This is a genomic window from Streptomyces sp. NPDC059816 (assembly GCF_042732055.1).
Taxonomy (GTDB): domain Bacteria; phylum Actinomycetota; class Actinomycetes; order Streptomycetales; family Streptomycetaceae; genus Streptomyces.
Map to the genome: position 1 here is coordinate 21393 of NZ_JBHWIQ010000012.1, position 19512 is coordinate 40904.

21 protein-coding genes are annotated in these 19512 nt (G+C 71.3%); 11 read left to right on the forward strand and 10 right to left on the reverse strand.

Annotated features, from left to right (window positions below):
- Nucleotides 1-25: 25 nt before the first annotated feature.
- The 3 genes from ACFV88_RS17470 to ACFV88_RS17480 all read right to left on the reverse strand — a co-directional run bounded on the left by ACFV88_RS17470 (nt 26) and on the right by ACFV88_RS17480 (nt 2195).
- Nucleotides 26-1186, reverse strand: a complete 1161-nt coding sequence (locus tag ACFV88_RS17470) for an RNA polymerase sigma factor SigF (RefSeq protein ID WP_385491857.1) — start codon at nt 1184-1186, stop codon at nt 26-28.
- Nucleotides 1183-1596: an anti-sigma regulatory factor gene (locus tag ACFV88_RS17475; RefSeq protein WP_073784816.1), complete on the reverse strand. Its 414-nt coding sequence runs from the start codon at nt 1594-1596 to the stop codon at nt 1183-1185. The genes ACFV88_RS17470 and ACFV88_RS17475 overlap by 4 nt, the downstream gene beginning before the upstream one ends.
- 338 nt (nt 1597-1934) lie before the next feature.
- Nucleotides 1935-2195: a UBP-type zinc finger domain-containing protein gene (locus tag ACFV88_RS17480; protein ID WP_385491861.1), complete on the reverse strand. Its 261-nt coding sequence runs from the start codon at nt 2193-2195 to the stop codon at nt 1935-1937.
- A gap of 152 nt (nt 2196-2347) precedes the next feature.
- Between ACFV88_RS17480 and ACFV88_RS17485 the strand changes: the two genes are divergently transcribed.
- Complete coding sequence (locus ACFV88_RS17485; RefSeq protein WP_385491863.1) at nt 2348-3949, forward strand: Na+/H+ antiporter; 1602 nt, start codon at nt 2348-2350, stop codon at nt 3947-3949.
- 10 nt (nt 3950-3959) lie between these two features.
- Here ACFV88_RS17485 and ACFV88_RS17490 read toward each other — a convergent pair whose 3' ends face one another.
- Nucleotides 3960-4907, reverse strand: a complete 948-nt coding sequence (locus ACFV88_RS17490) for a 1-aminocyclopropane-1-carboxylate deaminase/D-cysteine desulfhydrase (protein ID WP_385491865.1) — start codon at nt 4905-4907, stop codon at nt 3960-3962.
- Between the two features lie 123 nt (nt 4908-5030).
- The gene (locus ACFV88_RS17495; RefSeq protein ID WP_385491867.1) at nt 5031-5264 is read right to left on the reverse strand and encodes a hypothetical protein; all 234 of its coding nucleotides are present in this window, start codon (nt 5262-5264) and stop codon (nt 5031-5033) included.
- Nucleotides 5265-5558: 294 nt separating this feature from the next.
- Between ACFV88_RS17495 and ACFV88_RS17500 the strand changes: the two genes are divergently transcribed.
- From ACFV88_RS17500 to ACFV88_RS17515, 4 genes are all read left to right on the forward strand, one after another.
- Nucleotides 5559-6959, forward strand: a complete 1401-nt coding sequence (locus ACFV88_RS17500; protein ID WP_385491869.1) for a family 2B encapsulin nanocompartment shell protein — start codon at nt 5559-5561, stop codon at nt 6957-6959.
- Nucleotides 6956-8080 (forward strand): family 2 encapsulin nanocompartment cargo protein polyprenyl transferase, encoded by a 1125-nt coding sequence (locus ACFV88_RS17505; RefSeq protein WP_385491871.1) that lies wholly within the window; start codon nt 6956-6958, stop codon nt 8078-8080. Before ACFV88_RS17500 ends, ACFV88_RS17505 begins: the two co-directional genes overlap by 4 nt.
- 139 nt (nt 8081-8219) lie before the next feature.
- On the forward strand, nt 8220-8822 hold the full coding sequence (locus ACFV88_RS17510; RefSeq protein WP_385491873.1) for a GNAT family N-acetyltransferase: 603 nt from the start codon (nt 8220-8222) through the stop codon (nt 8820-8822).
- A gap of 15 nt (nt 8823-8837) precedes the next feature.
- Complete coding sequence (locus ACFV88_RS17515; protein ID WP_385491875.1) at nt 8838-9224, forward strand: VOC family protein; 387 nt, start codon at nt 8838-8840, stop codon at nt 9222-9224.
- A gap of 139 nt (nt 9225-9363) precedes the next feature.
- On the opposite strand, the gene sodN is transcribed toward ACFV88_RS17515, so the two are convergent.
- Nucleotides 9364-9759, reverse strand: a complete 396-nt coding sequence (sodN, locus tag ACFV88_RS17520) for a superoxide dismutase, Ni (RefSeq protein ID WP_385491878.1) — start codon at nt 9757-9759, stop codon at nt 9364-9366.
- A 141-nt stretch (nt 9760-9900) separates the two neighbouring features.
- Here sodN and sodX point away from each other — a divergent pair, with 141 nt between their 5' ends.
- Nucleotides 9901-10329: a nickel-type superoxide dismutase maturation protease gene (gene sodX, locus ACFV88_RS17525; RefSeq protein ID WP_385491881.1), complete on the forward strand. Its 429-nt coding sequence runs from the start codon at nt 9901-9903 to the stop codon at nt 10327-10329.
- Here sodX and ACFV88_RS17530 read toward each other — a convergent pair.
- On the reverse strand, nt 10236-10862 hold the full coding sequence (locus ACFV88_RS17530; RefSeq protein WP_385491884.1) for a CGNR zinc finger domain-containing protein: 627 nt from the start codon (nt 10860-10862) through the stop codon (nt 10236-10238). The genes sodX and ACFV88_RS17530 overlap by 94 nt on opposite strands.
- 191 nt (nt 10863-11053) lie before the next feature.
- Here ACFV88_RS17530 and ACFV88_RS17535 point away from each other — a divergent pair, with 191 nt between their 5' ends.
- Nucleotides 11054-11815 carry a class I SAM-dependent methyltransferase gene (locus ACFV88_RS17535; RefSeq protein WP_385491887.1) on the forward strand — a complete coding sequence of 254 codons (762 nt, stop codon included), beginning with the start codon at nt 11054-11056 and terminating at the stop codon, nt 11813-11815.
- A 102-nt stretch (nt 11816-11917) separates the two neighbouring features.
- On the opposite strand, the gene ACFV88_RS17540 is transcribed toward ACFV88_RS17535, so the two are convergent.
- From ACFV88_RS17540 to ACFV88_RS17550, 3 genes are read right to left on the reverse strand one after another with little or no spacing between them, the layout of a single operon-like run.
- Nucleotides 11918-12679: an amino acid ABC transporter ATP-binding protein gene (locus ACFV88_RS17540; RefSeq protein ID WP_385491890.1), complete on the reverse strand. Its 762-nt coding sequence runs from the start codon at nt 12677-12679 to the stop codon at nt 11918-11920.
- Entirely contained in the window at nt 12676-13617 is a 942-nt protein-coding gene (locus tag ACFV88_RS17545; protein WP_385491893.1) for an amino acid ABC transporter permease, read from the reverse strand. Before ACFV88_RS17545 ends, ACFV88_RS17540 begins: the two co-directional genes overlap by 4 nt.
- A gap of 47 nt (nt 13618-13664) precedes the next feature.
- Complete coding sequence (locus ACFV88_RS17550; protein ID WP_385491896.1) at nt 13665-14636, reverse strand: ABC transporter substrate-binding protein; 972 nt, start codon at nt 14634-14636, stop codon at nt 13665-13667.
- Nucleotides 14637-15217: 581 nt separating this feature from the next.
- On the opposite strand from ACFV88_RS17550, the gene ACFV88_RS17555 reads away from it, so the two are divergent.
- From ACFV88_RS17555 to ACFV88_RS17570, 4 genes are all read left to right on the forward strand, one after another.
- Complete coding sequence (locus tag ACFV88_RS17555) at nt 15218-16486, forward strand: NADP-dependent malic enzyme (protein ID WP_385491899.1); 1269 nt, start codon at nt 15218-15220, stop codon at nt 16484-16486.
- A gap of 157 nt (nt 16487-16643) precedes the next feature.
- On the forward strand, nt 16644-17606 hold the full coding sequence (locus ACFV88_RS17560) for a zinc-binding dehydrogenase (protein WP_385491902.1): 963 nt from the start codon (nt 16644-16646) through the stop codon (nt 17604-17606).
- Between the two features lie 112 nt (nt 17607-17718).
- Complete coding sequence (locus tag ACFV88_RS17565) at nt 17719-18375, forward strand: RNA polymerase sigma factor (RefSeq protein ID WP_385491905.1); 657 nt, start codon at nt 17719-17721, stop codon at nt 18373-18375.
- On the forward strand, nt 18372-19457 hold the full coding sequence (locus ACFV88_RS17570; protein ID WP_385491908.1) for a CU044_5270 family protein: 1086 nt from the start codon (nt 18372-18374) through the stop codon (nt 19455-19457). Before ACFV88_RS17565 ends, ACFV88_RS17570 begins: the two co-directional genes overlap by 4 nt.
- Nucleotides 19458-19512 lie beyond the last annotated feature (55 nt).

The window sequence follows — 19512 nt, forward strand, 5'->3', positions numbered from 1 at the left end:
CCCTCCTCACGTTCGGGGCGCCGGGCTACTCCTCGACCAGCAGCTTCTCGCGGAGCTGGGCCAGCGTCCGGGCCAGCAGCCGGGAGACGTGCATCTGCGAGATGCCGACCTCCTGGGCGATCTGCGACTGGGTCATGTTGCCGAAGAAGCGCAGCAGCAGGATGCGCTTCTCCCGCGGGGGCAGGTCCTCCAGCAGCGGCTTGAGGGACTCGCGGTACTCCACGCCCTCCAGCGCCTCGTCCTCCGCGCCGAGGGTGTCGGCCACGGCGGGCGACTCGTCGTCCGTGTCCGGGACGTCGAGGGAGAGGGTGGAGTACGCGTTGGCGGACTCCAGCCCCTCCAGGACCTCCTCCTCGGAGATCGCCAGCTTCTGGGCCAGCTCGTGCACGGTGGGGGAGCGCCCGTGCTGCTGGGACAGCTCGGCCGTCGCCGTGGTCAGCGCCAGCCGCAGTTCCTGGAGCCGCCGGGGCACCCGGACCGCCCAGCCCTTGTCGCGGAAGTGCCGTTTGATCTCGCCCACGACGGTCGGCGTCGCGTAGGTGGAGAACTCGACGCCGCGCTCCGGGTCGAACCGGTCCACCGACTTGATCAACCCGATGGTCGCGACCTGCGTCAGATCGTCCAGGGGCTCCCCGCGGTTGCGGAACCGCCGTGCGAGGTGCTCCACGAGCGGCAGGTGCATCCGGACGAGCTGGTTGCGCAGTTCCGCGTACTCCGGGCTGCCGTCGGGCAGCTTGCGCAGCGTGACGAACATCGCCCGCGCCGCACTCCGGTCCTGGGGGTCGTGCCGGACGTGTGGGACGTGCTGAACGTGTGGGACGTGCTGGCCCTCCCCGGCGCCAGGTCCGCTCACGTCCCGCTCACCGGTCCGCTCGTGCTCGCTCATATATCCCGCCCTCCCCCAGCTCCCGCTGGGAGGTGCCCCCGGTCCGCCACCCCGGCCGGACGGCGACTCGCGCTCGTCCGTGCCCCCGGGGGCGCCCGGCTGTGCCTGCTCCAACGCGTCGACCGTGCCCGGCGCCGTCGGCCCGGCCGGTTCCCGGAGCCCGTCGTCCGGGTGTGGCCTGGCCTGCTGCTCGGGGATGCCGCCCGGCGTGTGCGGGGCGGGCCGGCCGCCCGTCCCGTCGGCGGGCGGCCCCGGTGTGTCGTGTCCCTCGTCCCGCACCGGTCCGTCCCCGTTCCTCACGCCGGACCGGGTCCCGCGCCGCGTTGTTTGTAGAGACTGATCGACACGGTCTTGTCATCGGCCACGGACGAGTCGACCTTGCCCGCGAGGGCGGACAACACCGTCCAGGCGAAGGTGTCGCGCTCCGGCGCACGGCCGTCCGTGGTCGGGGCCGAGACGGTGACTTCCAGGGAGTCGTCCACGAGCCGGAACACACAGCTGAGGACGGAGCCGGGCACGGCCTGCTGGAGCAGGATCGCGCACGCTTCGTCGACGGCGATACGGAGGTCCTCGATCTCGTCGAGGGTGAAGTCCAAACGCGCCGCGAGACCGGCCGTCGCCGTCCGCAGCACCGACAGGTAGGCACCCGCAGCCGGCAGCCGGACTTCCACGAAGTCCTGGGTCCCGGGCTCTCCTGCGATCTGGGACACCCTCACCTCCAAGGTGGTACAAGCTCTTCGGGGCTCCGGGGGAGCGCCCCCCGGGTAACGCACAACATGGTGCAGCGGTGACGCTATCGCGCTCACGGCGCGGGTGTCCCGGGGACCCCGCCCCTTGACATCACTCATCGTAAGCACATGGGTACGCACGGTGGGTAGGGGGTGGTGGATACCGATGCGATGACGGTCCCGGCCTCCCTCGCCCTCTCGGTGCGCCGGGGTGACGTACCCACACGCCCGGCGGTCGAACCGTCACCGCGCCCCGTGCGCTCGTCCGGGGCACGGCGGCGGCCCGTCACCCGCCCGTGGGGCCCGTGCACTCCGTGCGGTCACACGAGTACGCAGTCGACGAAACACCAGCGCCACCCCTCCCCGGGCTCGAACGTCCGCATGATCGGATGCCCGGTCTCCTCGTGGTGCCCGGTGGCGTGGCGCAGGGGCGACGAATCGCAGCAGCCGACATGGCCGCAGTCGAGGCACATGCGCAGCTGCACCGGGTTCGTCCCGGCTGCCAGACAGCCCAGACACGTCTCGCTCAGGGGCTTCGGCTCCGGCTCGGGCAGCGCCGAAACGTGCGTGCACTCCTTCATGATGGCCAGGTTACTGATCCGTGCGGGGCCGCGGGGGCCCTGCGGTGCCGCACGGCCGCCCGGCCCGCCCGGCAGCACGGCGAACGGGCCCGGACGGACGGACGGGTCCGGGGCGCCGACGAGGGTGCCGGGACGCAGGAGAGGGAGTCGTGATGGACGCGCTGTCGGTGGTCGGACTGGTCGCGGCGAGCGCCGCCGTCGCGGGGCTGGCCCGCCGGACCCCGGTGCCCGCCCCCCTGCTGCTGGTGACGGTCGGTCTGATCGCCGCCTACGTGCCCGGCGTCCCGGCGTTCACCCTCGATCCGCACATCGTGCTGCCGCTGTTGCTGCCGCCCCTGCTGCAACTGGCCGCCCTGGAGAGTTCGTACCTCGACCTGCGGGCCAACCTGCGTCCGGTGGCGCTGCTGTCCGTCGGGTACGTGCTCTTCGCGACGCTCGCCGTGGGCTGGCTCGCCCATCTGCTCATCCCCGGACTGCCGCTGACGGCGGCCCTGGTGCTCGGAGCGGTCATCGCGCCGCCGGACGCCGTGGCCGCGACCGCCGTCGCCCGCCGGGTGGGGCTGCCTCCCCGGATCACCACCATCCTCCAGGGCGAGTCCCTGGTGAACGACGCCACCGCCATCACCGCCTTCAAGGTCGCGCTGGCCGCCGCGGTGGGCGAGGGGATGAGCTGGGCCGGCGGCATCCGGGAGTTCCTGGTGGCGGCCGTCGGCGGGGTCGGCGTCGGGCTGATCCTGATGATCCCGCTGCACTGGCTGCGCACCCATCTGAAGGAGGCGCTGCTCCAGAACACCCTGTCGCTGCTCATCCCGTTCCTCGCCTACGCGGCGGCCGAACAGGTCGGGGCGTCCGGAGTGCTGGCCGTGGTCGTCGTCGCCCTCTACCTCGGTCACCGGGCCTGGCAGGTCGACTTCGAGACCCGGCTCCAGGAGGCCGCGGTGTGGCGGATGGTGTCGTTCATCCTGGAATCCGTCGTCTTCGCGCTGATCGGGCTGCAACTGCCCGTGGTGCTCCGTGGGCTGGGTTCGGTGGGCGGCCTCGACGCCGCCTGGTACGCGCTGGCGCTGTTCTTCCTGGTCGTCGTCGTGAGGTTCGTGTGGTGCTACCCGGCGACCTACCTCCCGCTGTGGCTGTCGCCCCGGATCAGGGAACGCGAGTCCGACACCGACTGGCGACGTCCGCTGGTCGTGAGCTGGGCCGGGATGCGCGGCGTGGTGTCGCTGGCCATCGCCTTCTCGATCCCGCTGGTCACCCACGCGGGCGAACCCTTCCCCGCCCGCAACCTGATCCTCTTCCTGACCTTCACCACCGTGATCGGCACGCTCGTCGTCCAGGGGCTGACCCTGCCCGGACTGATCCGGCTCCTCGGGCTCCCCGGGCCCGACACCCAGGCACGGACCCTCGCCGAGGCGCAGGCCCAGAACGCCGCCTCCCGCGCTGCCGACCAACGCTTGGAAGAACTCCTCCACAACCCGCGCAACGCCCTGCCCGAGCCCCTCGTGGACCGTCTGCGCCTGGTCCTGGAGCGCCGCCGCAACGCCGTCTGGGAGCGGCTCGGCGCCCCCAACCCGGTGACCGGCGAGTCCGTCGACGACACCTACCGCAGACTGACCCGCGAGATGATCGCCGCCGAGCGGGACGTGTTCGTCCGGCTGCGCGACGCCCGGGTGATCGACGACGAGTTGATGCGGACGCTGCTGCGCCGGCTGGACCTGGAGGAGGCGGCCGTCTACCGGGAGGAGGACGTGGAGTGAGCCCGCCCGGTCACCCCTGCCCGCCCGTTTCGGGGCCGGGGCGTCCGGTGACCACGGCGACGAGTCGCGTCCCCGCCGGGAACGCGCCCTCCTCGGTGAGCTTCAGCAGCGCCCACAGCAGCTTCGCGACGTAGAGGTGCTCCACCGCCAGCCCGTGCCGCCGTGCGAAGTCGTCGGCGAACTCCCGCAGGGGTGCGGGCACCCGGGCGTACCCGCCCCAGTGGAAGCGGTCGTCCAGCGACCAGGTGCCGCGCAGCTCTCCGAAGGTCGCCCGCTGGAGCCCAGCCGTTGCCTCGGTGAGGAACCCGCCGCCCACGACGGGCACCCCGAGCGCACGTTGGTCGGGGTCGAGCCCCGCAGCCAGTCCGGCGAGCGTCCCGCCGGTGCCGCAGGCCACCGCCACGACGTCCGCCCGTCCCCGGAGTTCACGACCGAGCGGGACGCAGCTCTGGACGGCGAGCGGGTTGCTACCGCCCTCCGGGACGACGTACGCGTCCTCGGGGGCGAGGTCCAGGGCGGCCAGCAGCGCGGCCAGCACCTCCGGCTCGGCGGCACGGCGGTAGGTGGCCCGGTCGACGAACCGCAGCCGCATGCCGTCGGCCGCGCAGCGGGCGAGCGAGGGGTTCAGCGGGCGGTCGGCCAGTTCGTCGCCGCGCACCACCCCGAGGGTGCGCAACCCGAGGAGCCGCCCCGCGGCGGCGGTGGCCCGCAGATGGTTGGAGTAGGCGCCCCCGAAGGTGACGACCGTGCGCCGACCCGCCGCGGTCAGGTTCGGCGTGAGCTTGCGCCACTTGTTGCCGACCACTTCGGGGTGGATCAGATCGTCCCGCTTCAGCGCGAGCCGCACGCCGCGGGCGTCGAAGCGGTCGTCCCGCACGTCGAGCAGGGGAGACGGCAACCGCGCCCCCACCCCGGTGAGTGCTGCGGCTGCTCCGCCTTCCCCGACCCGTCCCGTCACCCGTCCATTCTCGCCGGACGGCCGGGGACGCCGACGCGGGGGCGGGCCGCGGCCGGCCGAGGGGCGGCGCCGGGGGCGGCCCGAGACGGGCCTTCGCCCCGCACCGCGCCGGTGGGGCGGGGGTCAGTGGCGCAGTACCCCGTCCCCGTGCACCGCGATGTGGCTCTCCAGCTCCTGGACGGCGCGCTGGGTCGCCTCCGGCGAGCCGTTGCCCTGGCGCTCCGCGTAGTACGCCGCGCCGAGCCGCTTCAGCAGGTCCGCCCCGGCGCGCTGCGCCTGCACCTCGTCCAGCTTCTGCTTGCCCTGGGTGAGACCCTGCTGGACCTGCTCCTTGGCACGGTCGAGGAATCCCGCCATCGTGAACCACTTCCGTTCGTCCCGCCGCCTTCCGGCGGCTCGGTGTCGTGTTCGGTACGCGCATCCGGTGAACGCGCGGCGGGATCTTGGAGTTCCCCCCACCGCTTCCATGTCATCCGAACGGCGGTGCGGCGCACCGGAACGCCGGTGTGTGTAGAAACGGTTCGCCACAAATCGACGTCTGACCCGAACGGCGGCTTCCAATCCCGCTCTTTTGTGTGATGGCACCCGCACGCTCCGTACTGTCAGGCTCCTCCCCGCAGGTCAGTGCACGCACCGGGAGGGCAAGGACAGATGTCGGTAGGCGAAGAGGTCCGCAACGAACAGCCGCAGCGCAGTCTCGGCACCGCAGCAGCGCGGAACCTGGCCACCACGAGCAAGTCGGCACCGCAGATGCAGGAGATCAGCGCGCGCTGGCTGCTGCGGACGCTGCCGTGGGTCCCCGTGCAGGGGGGCGCGTACCGGGTCAACCGGCGGCTGACCTACGCGGTCGGCGACGGTCGGGTGACCTTCGTGAAGACCGGGGACAGCGTCCGCGTCATCCCCGCGGAACTCGGCGAGCTGCCCCTCCTGCGGGACTACGGGGACGAGGACGTCCTCGGCGAGCTGGCCGACGGCTGCGAGCAGCGGCACTACGCGCCGGGCGAGGTGCTCACCGGGTCCGGGAACCCCTCCGAGGGGGTCTTCCTGCTCGCGCACGGCCGGATCGAGAAGCTCGGCACCGGACCGTACGGCGACGCGGCGGTCCTCGAAGTCCTCGCGGACGGTGCGCACTTCGGTGAGCAGGCGCTCATCGACCCGGACGCCGTCTGGGAGTTCACCGCCCGGGCCGCCACCGCCTGCACGGTCCTGGTGCTGCCCCGCGCGGCGTTCGAACGGGTGGCCGACCGCAGCGACTCCCTGCGGGCGCACCTCGAAGCCCTCCGGACGATTCCCGGGCAGCGCGCGAACACGTACGGCGAGCGGGAGATCGACCTGTCCGCCGGGCACGTCGGCGAGGCCCGGCTGCCGGGCGCCTTCGTCGACTACGAGGCGTCCCCGCGCGAGTACGAGCTGAGCGTGGCGCAGACCGTCCTGCGCGTCCACACCCGGGTCGCCGACCTCTACAACCAGCCCATGGACCAGACCGAACACCAGCTCAGGCTCACGATCGAGGCGCTCAAGGAACGCCAGGAGCACGAGATGATCAACAACCGGGACTTCGGTCTGCTCCACAACTGCGAGTACGAGCAGCGCGTCCAACCGCACGACGGGGCACCGGGCCCCGACGACCTGGACGAACTCCTCTCTCGCCGGCGCGGATCGAAACTCTTCCTCGCCCATCCGCACGCCATCGCCGCGTTCGGGCGCGAGTGCAACCGGCGCGGGCTGGTCCCCGAGTCCATCGACGTCGAGGGCACCCGCATCCAGACCTGGCGCGGGGTGCCCCTCTACCCCTGCACCAAGATCCCGATCACCGACGCCCGGACGACCTCCATCATCTGCATGCGCACCGGCGAGGCCGAACAGGGTGTCGTAGGCCTGCGCCAGTCGGGCATCCCCGACGAGGTCGAGCCGAGCCTGTCCGTGCGGTTCATGGGCATCAGCGAGCAGGCGATCACCTCGTACCTGGTGACGACGTACTACTCGGCCGCGGTGCTCGTCCCGGACGCCCTCGGCATCCTGGAGAACGTCGAGATCGGCCGCTGGCAGTGACGCCCACCGGCCAGGACCCCACGGCGGGCGCGGACGTCCTGCCCGCGCGCCCCGCACCGAGCCCCGTCGCCACGGCGTTCCCGGAGCGGGCGGGCGCGGACTTTGAGGCGGCGGCCCTGCTCGACGGGGCGCGCACCAGCGTCGACCCGGAGCTGCGCCGCTGCGTCGACACGCTCCCCGGTCAGCTGCGCCGCATCGCCCGCTACCACTTCGGGTGGGAGCACGCGGACGGCACCCCGACCGACGGCAACGCGGGCAAGGCCGTCCGTCCCGCCCTCGTACTGGCGGCGGCGCGGGCGCTCGGCGGCCGGCCCGAGGACGCCGTGCGGGCGGCGGCGGCCGTGGAGCTGGCGCACAACTTCACCCTGCTGCACGACGACGTGATGGACCGCGACGCCACCCGGCGGCACCGGCCCACCGTCTGGGCCGAGTTCGGTGACGCCGATGCGATCCTCACGGGGGACGCCCTCGCGGCGCTCGCCCAACGGGAGCTCGTCGAGGACGCCCACCCGGCGGCCCCCCGGGCGGCGGCCCGGCTCGCCGCGTGCGTCATCGAACTGTGCGCGGGCCAGCAGTCCGACACCGCCATGGAACGGCGGGCGCCCGACGAGGTGACCCTGGACGAGTGCCTGGCCACGGCGGAGGCCAAGACGGGGGCGCTCCTCGGCTGCGCGTGCGCCCTCGGCGCGCTGTACGCCGGCGCGGGGGAGGAGGAGGTGGCCGCACTCGACGCCTTCGGGCGGCAGGCCGGGCTCGCGTTCCAACTGATCGACGACGTGATCGGCATCTGGGGCGACCCCCGGCACACCGGGAAGCCCGCGGGCGCCGACCTCCTCGCCCGCAAGAAGTCCCTGCCGGTGGTCGCCGCGCTCGGTTCGGGCACCGCGGCGGGGGCCGAACTGGCGGCGCTCTACCGGGTCCCCGCCCGGTCCGCCGCCCCCGGCGACCTCGAACGCACGGTGCTCGCGGTGGAGGCGGCCGGGGGGCGGGACTGGGCGCAGCACCACGCGGCCGACCGGATGGGCCGGGCGGTGCAGCTGCTGGCGCGGGCCCTGCCGGGGCCGGAGGCGGCCGGGGAGCTGTTGTCCCTGGCCGAGTTCGTCACCCGCCGCTCCGCGTAGCCGCGGGGGCGAACCGCGGGGCCGTCGGGCGCCCGCGCGGTTCGCCCCCGCCGCCCGGCCAGGTCACTCACCGCCCCGTTACCCCGCGTGAGGTTCAATTGTGGCTTCCGATGCGGATGTTGACGGGAAGGCGGCAGCGATGAGTGTGGGGATTCGGACGGCGGGGGCCACGGACCGGGAGACCGTGCTCGACTTGCTCGACCGGGGCTTTCGGGGGGACCCGGTCAGCCAGTGGGTGTTCGCGGCCGAGGGGGACTTCCACCGCAAGCACCGGCTGATGATGGGGGGCATCCTGGACATCGTGCTGGAGGCCGGCCGCGTCGACCTCACCGAGGACGGGTCCGCCGTCGCCCTGTGGCTGAGCATGCCCGAGGGCGGCCACGAGGACCCGGACGGGGTGGACGGTCCCGCGCTGATGCGGGAGGCGGTCGACCCCGGAAACGAACGGATCGAGCAGGTCGGCCGACTCACCGAGCGCCTCCATCCCACCCACGCCGCCCACGAGTACCTGTGGATGATCGCGGTGGACCCGGACCGCCGGAGCCAGGGGCTGGGCACCACATTGATCCGGCCGGTCCTCGAACGGTGCGACCGGGCGGGCACGGCCGCGTACCTGGAGGCCAGCAACGCCCGCAGCCGGGATCTGTACCGGCGTCTGGGCTTCGAGGTCCGCGAACCGGTGCTGGAACTGCCGGACGGTCCGACGATGTGGCCGATGTGGCGGGAACCCGCCGGGTCCTGAGGGGGAGGTTTTGACATGGCCAGCAAGTTCACCGACCTGGAGATCGACTGCGCCGACCCCCGGGCCCTCGCCCGGTTCTGGTGCTCGGTCCTCGACTACGAGGTACGGGACGACCGCGACGACGTCGTCACCATCGGATCCCCCCTGGTGCCCGAGGGGAGGAACCGCCCGGGCCCGGTGCCACCGACGTTGACCTTCGCACGGGTGCCCGAGGGCAAGACCGTCAAGAACCGGCTCCACATCGACGTCAACCCCACCGACCGGGAGCAGGACGAGGAGGTCCGTCGACTGCTCGACCTGGGCGCTCGACACGCCGACGTCGGTCAGGGCGAGGTGAGTTGGGTCGTCCTCCTCGACCCGGAAGGAAACGAATTCTGCGTCCTGGGGGGCCGCCACCCCTGAGCGGACGGTCCGTTCCGGTCGGTCGGGCCGGCGGTGCACCGGAACGCACAGAAGGGCCCGCCCGGCGAGATCCTGCCCGGGCGGGCCCTTCTCGGTGCCGCGCCGACCGCACGGCGGCCTGCGCGTCGTCGACCGGAGATCAAGCCTTCTTGGTCTCCCAGAAGATCTTGTCGATCTGGGCGATGTAGTCGAGCGCCTTCTGCCCGGTGGCCGGGTCGGTGGACGCCTTCGCGGCCGAGAGGGCCTTGAGGGTGTCGTTGACCAGCTGGTGCAGCTCGGGGTACTTCTCGAAGTGCGGCGGCTTGAAGTAGTCGCTCCACAGGACCGAGACGTGGTGCTTGGCCAGCTCGGCGCGCTGCTCCTTGATGACCGTCGCGCGAGCCTGGTAGTGCGGGTCGTCGTTGCCGGCCATCTTGTCCTGCACGGCCTTGACCGACTCGGCCTCGATGCGGGCCTGGGCCGGGTCGTAGACCCCGCAGGGCAGGTCGCAGTGTGCGCTGACCTTCACCCGGGGGGCGAATAGGCGGGAGAGCATGGAGCCGTCCTTCCTCGTGATCGTCTTCTCAGGTGGGACATTACTCCGTGGGGAAGGGGTTTTTGCGAGCGCCCCCGGGGGCCTAGGACGAAAGTCCGGGCGGGATTCGGACTGGTGGCGGAACGGACCGGGAGGTATGCGATGCCGGAAGCAGCACAGGAGCGGGAGGCCCGTGCGCTGTTCGGGTTGGCCGAGGTGGAAGGGCCCTCGATGGTGCCGACGCTGTACGGCGGGGACCGACTGCTGGTGCGCTACGGGGTCCGGGTGCGACCCGGACAGGTCGTCGTGCTGCGCCATCCGCTCCAGCAGAACCTGCTCATCGTGAAGCGGGCCGTGGAGCGGCGCGGCGGAGGGTGGTGGGTCCTCGCGGACAACCCGACGGCGGGCGGGGACAGCACGGTGTACGGGACGGTGCCCGCGGAGTTCGTCCTGGGGCGGGTCCTCGGGCGATACCGGCCGAGGCGCCGGACCTCCGGTCAGCGGTCCTGGAGCGGGGCGCTCGGCTGGGCGCTGACCGCCGTGCGGCCGGTGTCGGCGCGCTCGGCCTCCAGGCGCTTGCGGGCCCGGTAGGCGGCCACGTTGGCCCGGGTCGCGCAGCGGTCGGAGCAGTAGCGCCGGGAGCGGTTGGTCGAGGTGTCGAGGTAGGCGTTGCGGCAGGGCGCGGCCTCGCACAGCCCCAGGCGGTCGACGCCGTACTCGGTGAGGTGGATGGCGAGGCCCATCGCCGCGATGGCCGCGTACCCGGCGGTCGCGTTCGACGGGTGGTCCGCGAGGTGCATGTGCCACAGGGGGCGGCCGTCGTCGTCGCGGTAGTCGTGGCCGGAGATCTGCGGGCTCACCGGGAACTCCAGCAGCAGGGAGTTCAGCAGGTCCACCGCCAGGGTCTCGTCCCCGCCGTCCGCCGCCTCGAAGACCGAGCGCAGTCGGGTCCGTACCGAGCGCAGCCGCGTCACGTCGGTGTCCGTGGCCCGTCGCGCGGCGGACTTGCTGGTGCCGAACAGGTCCCGCACGGCCTCGACCGACGTCAGCGCGTCCTTGCCCCGTTCGGGTTCCTCGCTGTTGACCAGGCGTACGGCATAGTCTGAGTAATAGGCGAGTTCCACTTGTAGTCCTTACGGGCGCCGTCTATGGTCGTGCAGGCAATGGGTAATGGTTGCTCACTACCCAAGGGTATTACGTTCATCGGGTGGTTCCTCGGTGCCGTGCCCGGAGCGGCCCGCCGGGCCGGGCGCTCCGGGCCGAAGCGGGACCGGGTTCGCCTGCCGAACGGCCGCGGAGGAGAGGTACGGGACGAATGACCGGGACCACGACCGGAACCGACTGGCGAGCCTGGCAGCGGAGCTGGGACCGACAGCAGGAGTGGTACATGCCGGACCGCGAGGAGCGGTTCCGGGTCATGCTGGACATGGTCGAGGCGATCGCCGGCCCCGAACCCCGGGTGCTCGACCTCGCATGCGGTACGGGGAGTATTACGGATCGGCTGCTCCGGAGGTTCCCGAACGCGACAAGTACCGGGGTGGATCTCGATCCGGCGCTCCTCATGATCGCCGAAGGCACCTTCGCGGGTGATGACCGTGTCTCCTTCGTGACTGCCGACCTGACCGCGCCGGACTGGTGGGACCAGTTGCCGCACGACTCCTACGACGCGGTGCTCACGTCGACCGCCCTGCACTGGCTGCACCGGGAACCGCTCGCCGCGCTGTACGGACAGCTCGCCGGGGTCGTCCGGGACGGCGGTGTGTTCATGAACGCCGACCACATGATCGACGAGCTGACGCCCCGGATCAACGAGGCGGACGCCGCGTTGCGCCGGGGGCGGCGCGAGCGGGAGCGGGAGGCCGGGGCGCTCGACTGGGCCGCGTGGTGGGAGGTGGTCGGACGGGACCCGGTCCTCGCCGAGGCCACCGCACGGCGGTTCGCGATCTTCGGTGAGCACGCGGAGGGGGACACGCCCCCGCTCGACTGGCACGTGCGGGCGCTGCGCGAGGGCGGGTTCGCCGAGGCGCGGGGGGTGTGGGCCTCGCCGTCCGACGCGATGGTCCTCGCTCTGCGGTAGGACGTCCTGCGGTGGGACGCCTTGCGGGAGGACGACGACCGCGAGGTGCGCCCCCGGGCGGGGGCGCACCTCGCGGTTCCTCGCGGGTGGTGCGGGCGGGGGTTACAGGACCTTCGAGAGGAAGGACCGGGTGCGCTCGTGCCGAGGGTTCGTCAGGACCTCGCGCGGATCACCCGATTCGACGACGACACCGCCGTCCATGAAGACGAGCGAGTCGCCGACCTCACGGGCGAAACCCATCTCGTGGGTGACCACGACCATCGTCATGCCCGACTCCGCGAGGTCCCGCATCACGTCCAGCACGTCGCCGACCAGCTCCGGGTCGAGCGCGGAGGTCGGCTCGTCGAACAGCATCAGCTTCGGGTCCATCGCCAGGGCGCGGGCGATGGCCACCCGCTGCTGCTGACCGCCGGAGAGCTGTGAGGGGTAGTTGCCCGCCTTGTCGGCGAGGCCCACCCGTTCCAGCAACTCCCGGGCGCGCTCCCTGGCCTGGGCCTTCGACTGCCGCTTGACCTGGACCGGCGCCTCCATGACGTTCTCCAGCGCCGTCATGTGCGGGAACAGGTTGAAGCGCTGGAAGACCATGCCGATGTCACGGCGCTTGAGGGCGACCTCGCTGTCCTTGAGCTCGTACAGCTTGTCGCCCTTCTGACGGTAGCCGACGAGCTGCCCGTCCACGTACAGCCGCCCGGCGTTGACCTTCTCCAGGTGGTTGATGCAGCGCAGGAACGTCGACTTGCCGGAGCCGGACGGGCCGATGAGGCAGAACACCTCGCCCGTCGCGACCTCCAGGTCGATGCCCTTGAGGACCTCGACGTTGCCGTAGGACTTGTGGACGCCTTCGGCCTTCACCATCGCGGTCATGCCGTGGCCCCCTTTCGGCTGGACAGGGAGAACACGTGCTTCCTGACCTTCTGCCAGGGCGTGGGCGGCAGCTGACGGCTGGAGCCGCGGGCGTAGTACCGCTCGATGTAGTACTGGCCGATGCTCAGCACCGAGGTCATGATCAGGTACCAGGCGGCGGCGAGGAACAGCATCTCCACCGGGGAGCCCGAGGTCTGACCGATGTCCGTGGCGTACTTGAGTAGTTCGTAGTACTGCACCGCCGACACCAGTGAGGTCGTCTTGAGCATGTTGATGACCTCGTTGCCCGTCGGGGGCACGATCACGCGCATGGCCTGCGGGATGACGATGCGGCGCAGGGTCTTGGAGTGGCTCATGCCCAGGGCGTTCGACGCCTCGGTCTGCCCCTCGTCCACCGACAGCAGGCCGGCCCGGCAGATCTCCGCCATGTACGCGGCCTCGTTGAGGCCGAGGCCGAGCAGCGCCGTCAGGAACGGCGTCATGAAGCTCGACCAGTAGTCCTTGTAGACGAAGCCGAGGTTGATGTACTCGAAGACCAGGCCCAGGTTGAACCAGACGAACAGCTGGACCAGGACCGGGGTGCCCCGGAAGAACCAGATGTAGAACCACGCGATGGACGAGGTCACCGGGTTCTTGGACAGGCGCATCACCGCGAGGAGGATGCCGCCGCCGATGCCGATCACCATGGACAGGGCGGTGAGCACCAGGGTGCTGCCCACGCCCTTGATGATGCGGTCGTCGAAGAAGTAGTCGGGGACGGCGCCCCAGTTGATCTGGCCCTGGGCGAACGCGTAGACGATCGACGCGAGCAGGGCGACGGCGATCAGGGCGGCGACGTACCGCCCGTAGTGCCGGACCGGAACGGCCTTGATGGCTTCCGGCCGGGAGGACGGCGGGCTCGGGGGAGCACCGTCCGTCTTGCCGATGTCAACGGACACGGATCTTGCCTTTCGGTGGCCTTGGCGGCTTCAGCGCGGGCGCGGGGTCACTTGCCGCCGTTGACCACGGCCTCCTTCACGGCGCCGCCGTCGACGCCCCACTTGGCGACGATCTTGGCGTACTCGCCGTTCTTGATGATGGCGTCGAGCGCGGCCTTGATGGCGTCCCGCAGCTCGGTGTTGCCCTTGGCCACGGCGATGCCGTACGGGGCGGCCTCGACCTGCTCGCCGACCAGCTCGAAGTCCTTGCCGCCGCCGGAGGTCTCCACCGCGTACGCGGCGACCGGGAAGTCCGCGGAGCCGGCGTCCGCGCCACCGGAGCGCAGCCGGGTCTGGGCCTGCTGGTCGGTGTCGTACGCCTCGACGTTCAGCTTCTTGCCGGACGGGCACTTCTTCGCCTGGTCCTTGGCGAGGTCGTGGGAGACCGTGCCGCGCTGGACGACGAGCTTCTTGCCGCAGAGGTCGTCCCAGGTCGCGATGGACTGGGTCTTGCCCTTGAGCGTGTAGATGGAGACGCCCGCGTTGAAGTAGTCGACGAAGTCGACGCCCTCGCCGACCTTCTTGCCGGTGTCGCCGTCGACGCCGTTCTGCCGGTCCTTGGTGTCCGTCATCGCGGACATGGCGATGTCGTACCGCTTGGACCGCAGACCGGTGACGAGGGTGTCGAACGTACCGTTCTCGAAGGTGAACTTCACGCCGAGCTGCTTGCCGATCGCGGCGGCGATGTCCGGGTCGATGCCGACCGTCTTGCCGGACTTGTCCTTGAACTCGACCGGCGCGTAGGCGATGTCCGAACCGACCTTGACCTCACCCTTGTCCCGGATGGCCTGGGGGAGCTTGTCGGCGAGCGGAGCGGCGGCCTTGACGTCGCCGCCCGACTCCCCCTTGTCCTTCTCCTTGGTCTGGTCGCCGCAGCCGGTCAGCAGCAGTGAGCCGGCGACCGCGATCGCGCCGATCGCGGCGAGCCGTGACTGCCCGGACTTCGCGGCGAACGAGCGACGGGTGGAGCGTGCGGTCATGGTGAATCCTCCGGCGAGTGGGTGAGGTGCCGGTGGTCGGCGGGCACACACCTTCGGGTGTCGCGACCACGTGTGATTACGGCATCTTGCCATTCGTGCCTGGTCAAACAGTCCGCCCGCTATGTCAAAATCGGATAACGGGTCACCCCCGAATCCCGACAGGCCGGTACATCCCGACCGGACCTTCTGCGGGACTGATCATCCCGGGCCGAAAAATCTTCGGCGAGACCGAGGGTGCACGAAGAGACCAGTCGGGACGATCGTGCAGAGATGGCGACCCGTCGCGGTCTTGTCCATATGTTCACGAAATTCGCGTATGAGTCACATCACCGTGCCGCCCCGGACTCGTCCGTCAAGCGGTCCGTCCGGTATGAAGGTTCTTTACACCCCTCATCAGGGGCTCAGGGCGCGCGTGCGGCGCGCCCGTCGTGCCAGGTCCGCATGCGTCACAGGCAGTTGCGTGTTCGAAGCGCTCCGGGCTTCCGCTCCGGGCTTCGAGGACAACGGATCCGGCACGGTGCCCGCCCACCCCTTTACCAGGAGTGGTCACCCTCAGGCTTAAGAATTAAGGGGCAAGACAAGTGGCAGCGGAGATCGTCAATCCTCGCAGCGACAGCGACAACAGCGCACCCGGCGTCGACGGGGGCACGCGCGGCAAGGGCAGTGCGGGATTCGAGGGCGACGGTGAGCCCCTCGATTCCTTCGACCCCGCGTTCGCCCTCCACCGGGGTGGCAAGATGGCCATCCAGGCGACCGTGCCCGTGCGCGACAAGGACGAGCTGTCCCTCGCGTACACCCCCGGCGTCGCCCGGGTGTGCAGCGCCATCGCCGAGCAGCCCGAACTCGTCCATGACTACACCTGGAAGTCACAGGTCGTCGCCGTGGTGACGGACGGTACCGCCGTGCTCGGGCTCGGCGACATCGGACCGGAGGCGTCCCTGCCCGTCATGGAGGGCAAGGCGATCCTCTTCAAGCAGTTCGCCGGGGTCGACGCGGTGCCGATCGCCCTCGCGACCACCGACGCGGACGAGATCGTCGAGACCGTCGTCCGGCTGGCCCCGTCCTTCGGCGGCGTCAATCTGGAGGACATCTCGGCGCCGCGCTGCTTCGAGATCGAGCGCAAGCTCCAGGAGCGGCTGGACATCCCCGTCTTCCACGACGACCAGCACGGCACCGCCGTCGTCACCCTCGCCGCACTGCGCAACGCCGCGAAGCTGACCGGGCGCACGCTCGGTGACCTGCGCGCGGTCATCTCCGGAGCCGGTGCCGCCGGGGTCGCCATCGCCAAGTTCCTGCTCGAAGCGGGCATCGGGGACGTGGCGGTCGCCGACCGCAAGGGCATCGTCAGCCGGGACCGGGACGACCTCAACCCCGCCAAGCGGGAGCTCGCCGAGATCACCAACCGGGCCGGCCTCAGCGGTGGCCTCGATGCCGCGCTGGCCGGGGCGGACGTGTTCATCGGGGTGTCCGGGGGAACGGTGCCCGAGGCCGCGGTGGCGTCGATGGCGCCCCGGTCCTTCGTGTTCGCGATGGCGAACCCGGACCCCGAGGTGCACCCCACGGTCGCCCACAAGTACGCGGCCGTGGTGGCCACCGGGCGCTCCGACTTCCCGAACCAGATCAACAACGTGCTGGCCTTCCCCGGCATCTTCGCCGGAGCGCTCCAGGTGCGGGCCTCCCGGATCACCGAGGGGATGAAGATCGCGGCTGCCGACGCGTTGGCGGCGGTCGTCGGCGACGAACTCGCCGCCGACTACGTGATCCCCTCGCCGTTCGACGAGCGGGTGGCCCCCGCGGTCACCGCGGCGGTCGCCGCGGCGGCCCGCGCCGAGGGCGTCGCACGCCGATAGCCCGTTCGGTGGTTGTCGTGCAAGGGCCCTGCCCCGGGAGAAGTCCCGGGGCAGGGCCCTTCGCGCGGGCCCGGTCGGGCGCTCGTGGCGGAGGGTGCTGTGTGTCACCCGGGGCGGACGTTCCGGCGGGGCGGCGGTCGGGCCTATCGTCGCGGGCATGTTCGCTGCCTACGCCGCTCGCATTGACCGTGATCAACCACTGAACGGGCTGGAGCTGGGGGAACGCCCGGCCCCCGGGGCCCGGGACGGCTGGACCACCGTGAACGTCCGGGCCGCCTCGCTGAACCACCACGACCTCTGGTCCCTGCGCGGGGTGGGGCTCGGCGAGGACGCGTTGCCGATGATCCTCGGCTGCGATGCCGCGGGGGTCGACGAGGACGGCAACGAGGTCGTCCTGCACTCCGTCATCGGGCAGACCGGGTACGGGGTGGGGCCCCACGAGGGACGCTCCCTGCTGACGGAGAAGTACCAGGGCACCTTCGCCGAACAGGTGTCCGTGCCGGTGTGGAACGTGCTGCCCAAGCCCGCCGGCCTCTCCTTCGTGGAAGCCGCCTGTCTGCCCACGGCCTGGCTCACCGCGTACCGGATGCTCTTCACCAACGCCGGGGTGCGCCCCGGGGATTCGGTGCTCGTCCAGGGCGCCGGGGGCGGGGTCGCGACCGCCGCGATCGTCTTGGCCAAGGCCGCCGGGCTCCAGGTCTTCGCCACCAGCCGCGACGAGGCCAAGCGCACCCGCGCCCTTGAGCTGGGGGCGGTGGAGGCACTGCCCACGGGGGCGCGGCTGCCGCGCCGGGTGGACGCGGTGATCGAGACCGTGGGGGCCGCCACCTGGTCGCACTCCATCAAGTCGCTGCGGCCCGGCGGCACCCTGGTGATCTCCGGCGCCACCAGCGGTGACGCACCCTCACATGCCGAACTGACCCGGGTGTTCTTCCTGGAGCTGCGGATCGTGGGCTCCACGATGGGCTCCAAGGACGAGTTGGAGGACCTGCTCGCGTTCTGCGCCGCGACGGGCGTGCGTCCGGTGATCGACGAGGTGCTGCCCCTGGACCGGGCCCGAGAAGGGTTCCAACGGATGCTCACCGGTGACCTGTTCGGAAAGGTCGTGCTGACCGTGTAGCCCCTGCGGCACCACCACCGGGTTGCCCGGACATCCGGGCGGGACGTGTTGTGACGAGGGTCACGGGAAGTCGGTCGGTGGTGCCGGACAGCTCATCGTTGTGAGCACTCATATGCGTACCCGGGTGCGGGCCGGGGAATCGACCGCGTTCGCGGAGCTGTTCGACAGCTATGCCCGCGCGGTGTACAACCATGCCTTCCGGCTGACCGCCGACTGGTCCACGGCCGAGGACGTGATGGCCGCGACCTTCCTGGAGGCGTGGCGGCTGCGTGACCGGGTCGAGCCGGAAGGCGGCTCCCTGCGGCCCTGGTTGCTGGGCATCGCCACCAACACCGCGCGCAACCAGTACCGGAGCAATCGACGCTACCGGGCCGCCGCCGGCGCGGCTGCGGCCGCGGAACTCGCGGTGCCCGACCACGCCGACGAGGTGGCCGCACGGGTCGACGACCGGCGCATGCTGGCGAAGGCGCTCCGGGCCCTGGCCAAGCTCCGCAGACCGGAACGCGAGGTGGTGGCCCTCTGCCTGGGCGAGGGGCTGGACTACGAGAGCGCGGCGGAGGCCCTCGGGGTTCCGGTGGGGACCGTCGCCTCCCGACTCTCCCGGGCCCGCAGGAAACTACGGGCGTTCGCCGAGGAGGACCCGATCCGCCCGGCGCCGGGGAAATCCTTCGAGGAAGTGCCCGGAAAACGGGAAGGCGGTCGCCCCGCCCGACAGACAAGAGGTGATCACACGCACGTGATCCGGCCCGCGCAGGGAGGAAACCGATGAACGCGCACACGCCCCGACAGGCCCCGCCCGAAGGGGAACAGGAAGCACAGCTCCTGTCCCGGACGGCGCGTGACCTGCCGGCGGGCCGCCACCAACTCCACAAGGAGCGTCTGATGGCCCGCATCCAGCAGGAACAGCGTGAGACGACGACGGCCCCGGACGGGGGGCGCCGCTTCCGGCTGCCCCGCCCGGCGGTCACCCTGCCCCTGATGGCCGCCGCGCTGGCCGGGGTGGTCGTGGCCGGCGTCCTGAAGAACGACGGTGAGGGGGTGCGGGACGGCGGTGCCGCCACCGCCGCGCTCCCCACCGTGGAGATCGGCACCGCGACCACCAAGGGGATGCCGCAGCTGCTCGACCGGATCTCCCTGGCCGCCGCCAAGGCACCCCACCCGACCGTGCGGCCCGGACAGTACGTCTACATCGAGTCCAAGGCGGCCGACGTCTATCTGAGGCACGTCGAGGACGAGGTCACCCTGGGCAACCACGCGCTTCACCGCCGTCAGGTCTGGAAGTCCTCCGACGGCACCAAGGGGTGGCTGATCGACCCCTCCGTCAATGACGGACCCGAGGGCGAGACGCTGAGCGGCACCGATGAGAAGGGCAATGTCCCGGTGGCCGGTCTGAACCATCCGTCGTACGACTACCTGGCCGATCTGACCACCGACCCCGATCAACTGCTCGCCCTCATCTACAAGGAGACGAAGGGGCAGGGCAACTCCCCCGACCAGCAGGCGTTCACCACGATCGGGGACCTGCTCGGCGAGAGCTATCCGCCCGCGAAGCTCTACCCGGCGTTGTTCAAGGCCGCCGAGAAGATCCCCGGTGTCGTCGTGGTGCCGAAGGCGGTGGACGCGGTGGGTCGTGAGGGGGTGGCGGTGGCCCGGCTGGACGAGGTCAGCGGGGAGCGTGAGGAATGGATCTTCGACAAGAAGAGTCATGTGTTCCTGGGCTCCCGTACGGTCCAGATCGAGGAGCGCCCGGAGGACGAGGGGCTGATCAAGCCCGGCCAGGTGACCCACACCCATGCCGTGCTGAAGCGGGCCGTGGTCGACGGGATGAAGCAGACCCCGTCGACCGACTGACCCACCGGCCCGAACCCGACCCGGCTCCCGCGGCTCCGACGCCCGGATCTGTCAA

What these genes read in the sequence shown, in the direction of transcription:
- ACFV88_RS17480 (WP_385491861.1), bottom strand. Translation starts at nt 2,195, where the DNA reads ATGAAGGAGTGCACGCACGTTTCGGCGCTGCCCGAGCCGGAGCCGAAG.
- ACFV88_RS17485 (WP_385491863.1), top strand. Translation starts at nt 2,348, where the DNA reads ATGGACGCGCTGTCGGTGGTCGGACTGGTCGCGGCGAGCGCCGCCGTC.
- ACFV88_RS17495 (WP_385491867.1), bottom strand. Translation starts at nt 5,264, where the DNA reads ATGGCGGGATTCCTCGACCGTGCCAAGGAGCAGGTCCAGCAGGGTCTC.
- ACFV88_RS17500 (WP_385491869.1), top strand. Translation starts at nt 5,559, where the DNA reads ATGTCGGTAGGCGAAGAGGTCCGCAACGAACAGCCGCAGCGCAGTCTC.
- ACFV88_RS17510 (WP_385491873.1), top strand. Translation starts at nt 8,220, where the DNA reads ATGAGTGTGGGGATTCGGACGGCGGGGGCCACGGACCGGGAGACCGTG.
- ACFV88_RS17515 (WP_385491875.1), top strand. Translation starts at nt 8,838, where the DNA reads ATGGCCAGCAAGTTCACCGACCTGGAGATCGACTGCGCCGACCCCCGG.
- sodN (WP_385491878.1), bottom strand. Translation starts at nt 9,759, where the DNA reads ATGCTCTCCCGCCTATTCGCCCCCCGGGTGAAGGTCAGCGCACACTGC.
- sodX (WP_385491881.1), top strand. Translation starts at nt 9,901, where the DNA reads ATGCCGGAAGCAGCACAGGAGCGGGAGGCCCGTGCGCTGTTCGGGTTG.
- ACFV88_RS17535 (WP_385491887.1), top strand. Translation starts at nt 11,054, where the DNA reads ATGACCGGGACCACGACCGGAACCGACTGGCGAGCCTGGCAGCGGAGC.
- ACFV88_RS17540 (WP_385491890.1), bottom strand. Translation starts at nt 12,679, where the DNA reads ATGACCGCGATGGTGAAGGCCGAAGGCGTCCACAAGTCCTACGGCAAC.
- ACFV88_RS17550 (WP_385491896.1), bottom strand. Translation starts at nt 14,636, where the DNA reads ATGACCGCACGCTCCACCCGTCGCTCGTTCGCCGCGAAGTCCGGGCAG.
- ACFV88_RS17560 (WP_385491902.1), top strand. Translation starts at nt 16,644, where the DNA reads ATGTTCGCTGCCTACGCCGCTCGCATTGACCGTGATCAACCACTGAAC.
- ACFV88_RS17565 (WP_385491905.1), top strand. Translation starts at nt 17,719, where the DNA reads ATGCGTACCCGGGTGCGGGCCGGGGAATCGACCGCGTTCGCGGAGCTG.
- ACFV88_RS17570 (WP_385491908.1), top strand. Translation starts at nt 18,372, where the DNA reads ATGAACGCGCACACGCCCCGACAGGCCCCGCCCGAAGGGGAACAGGAA.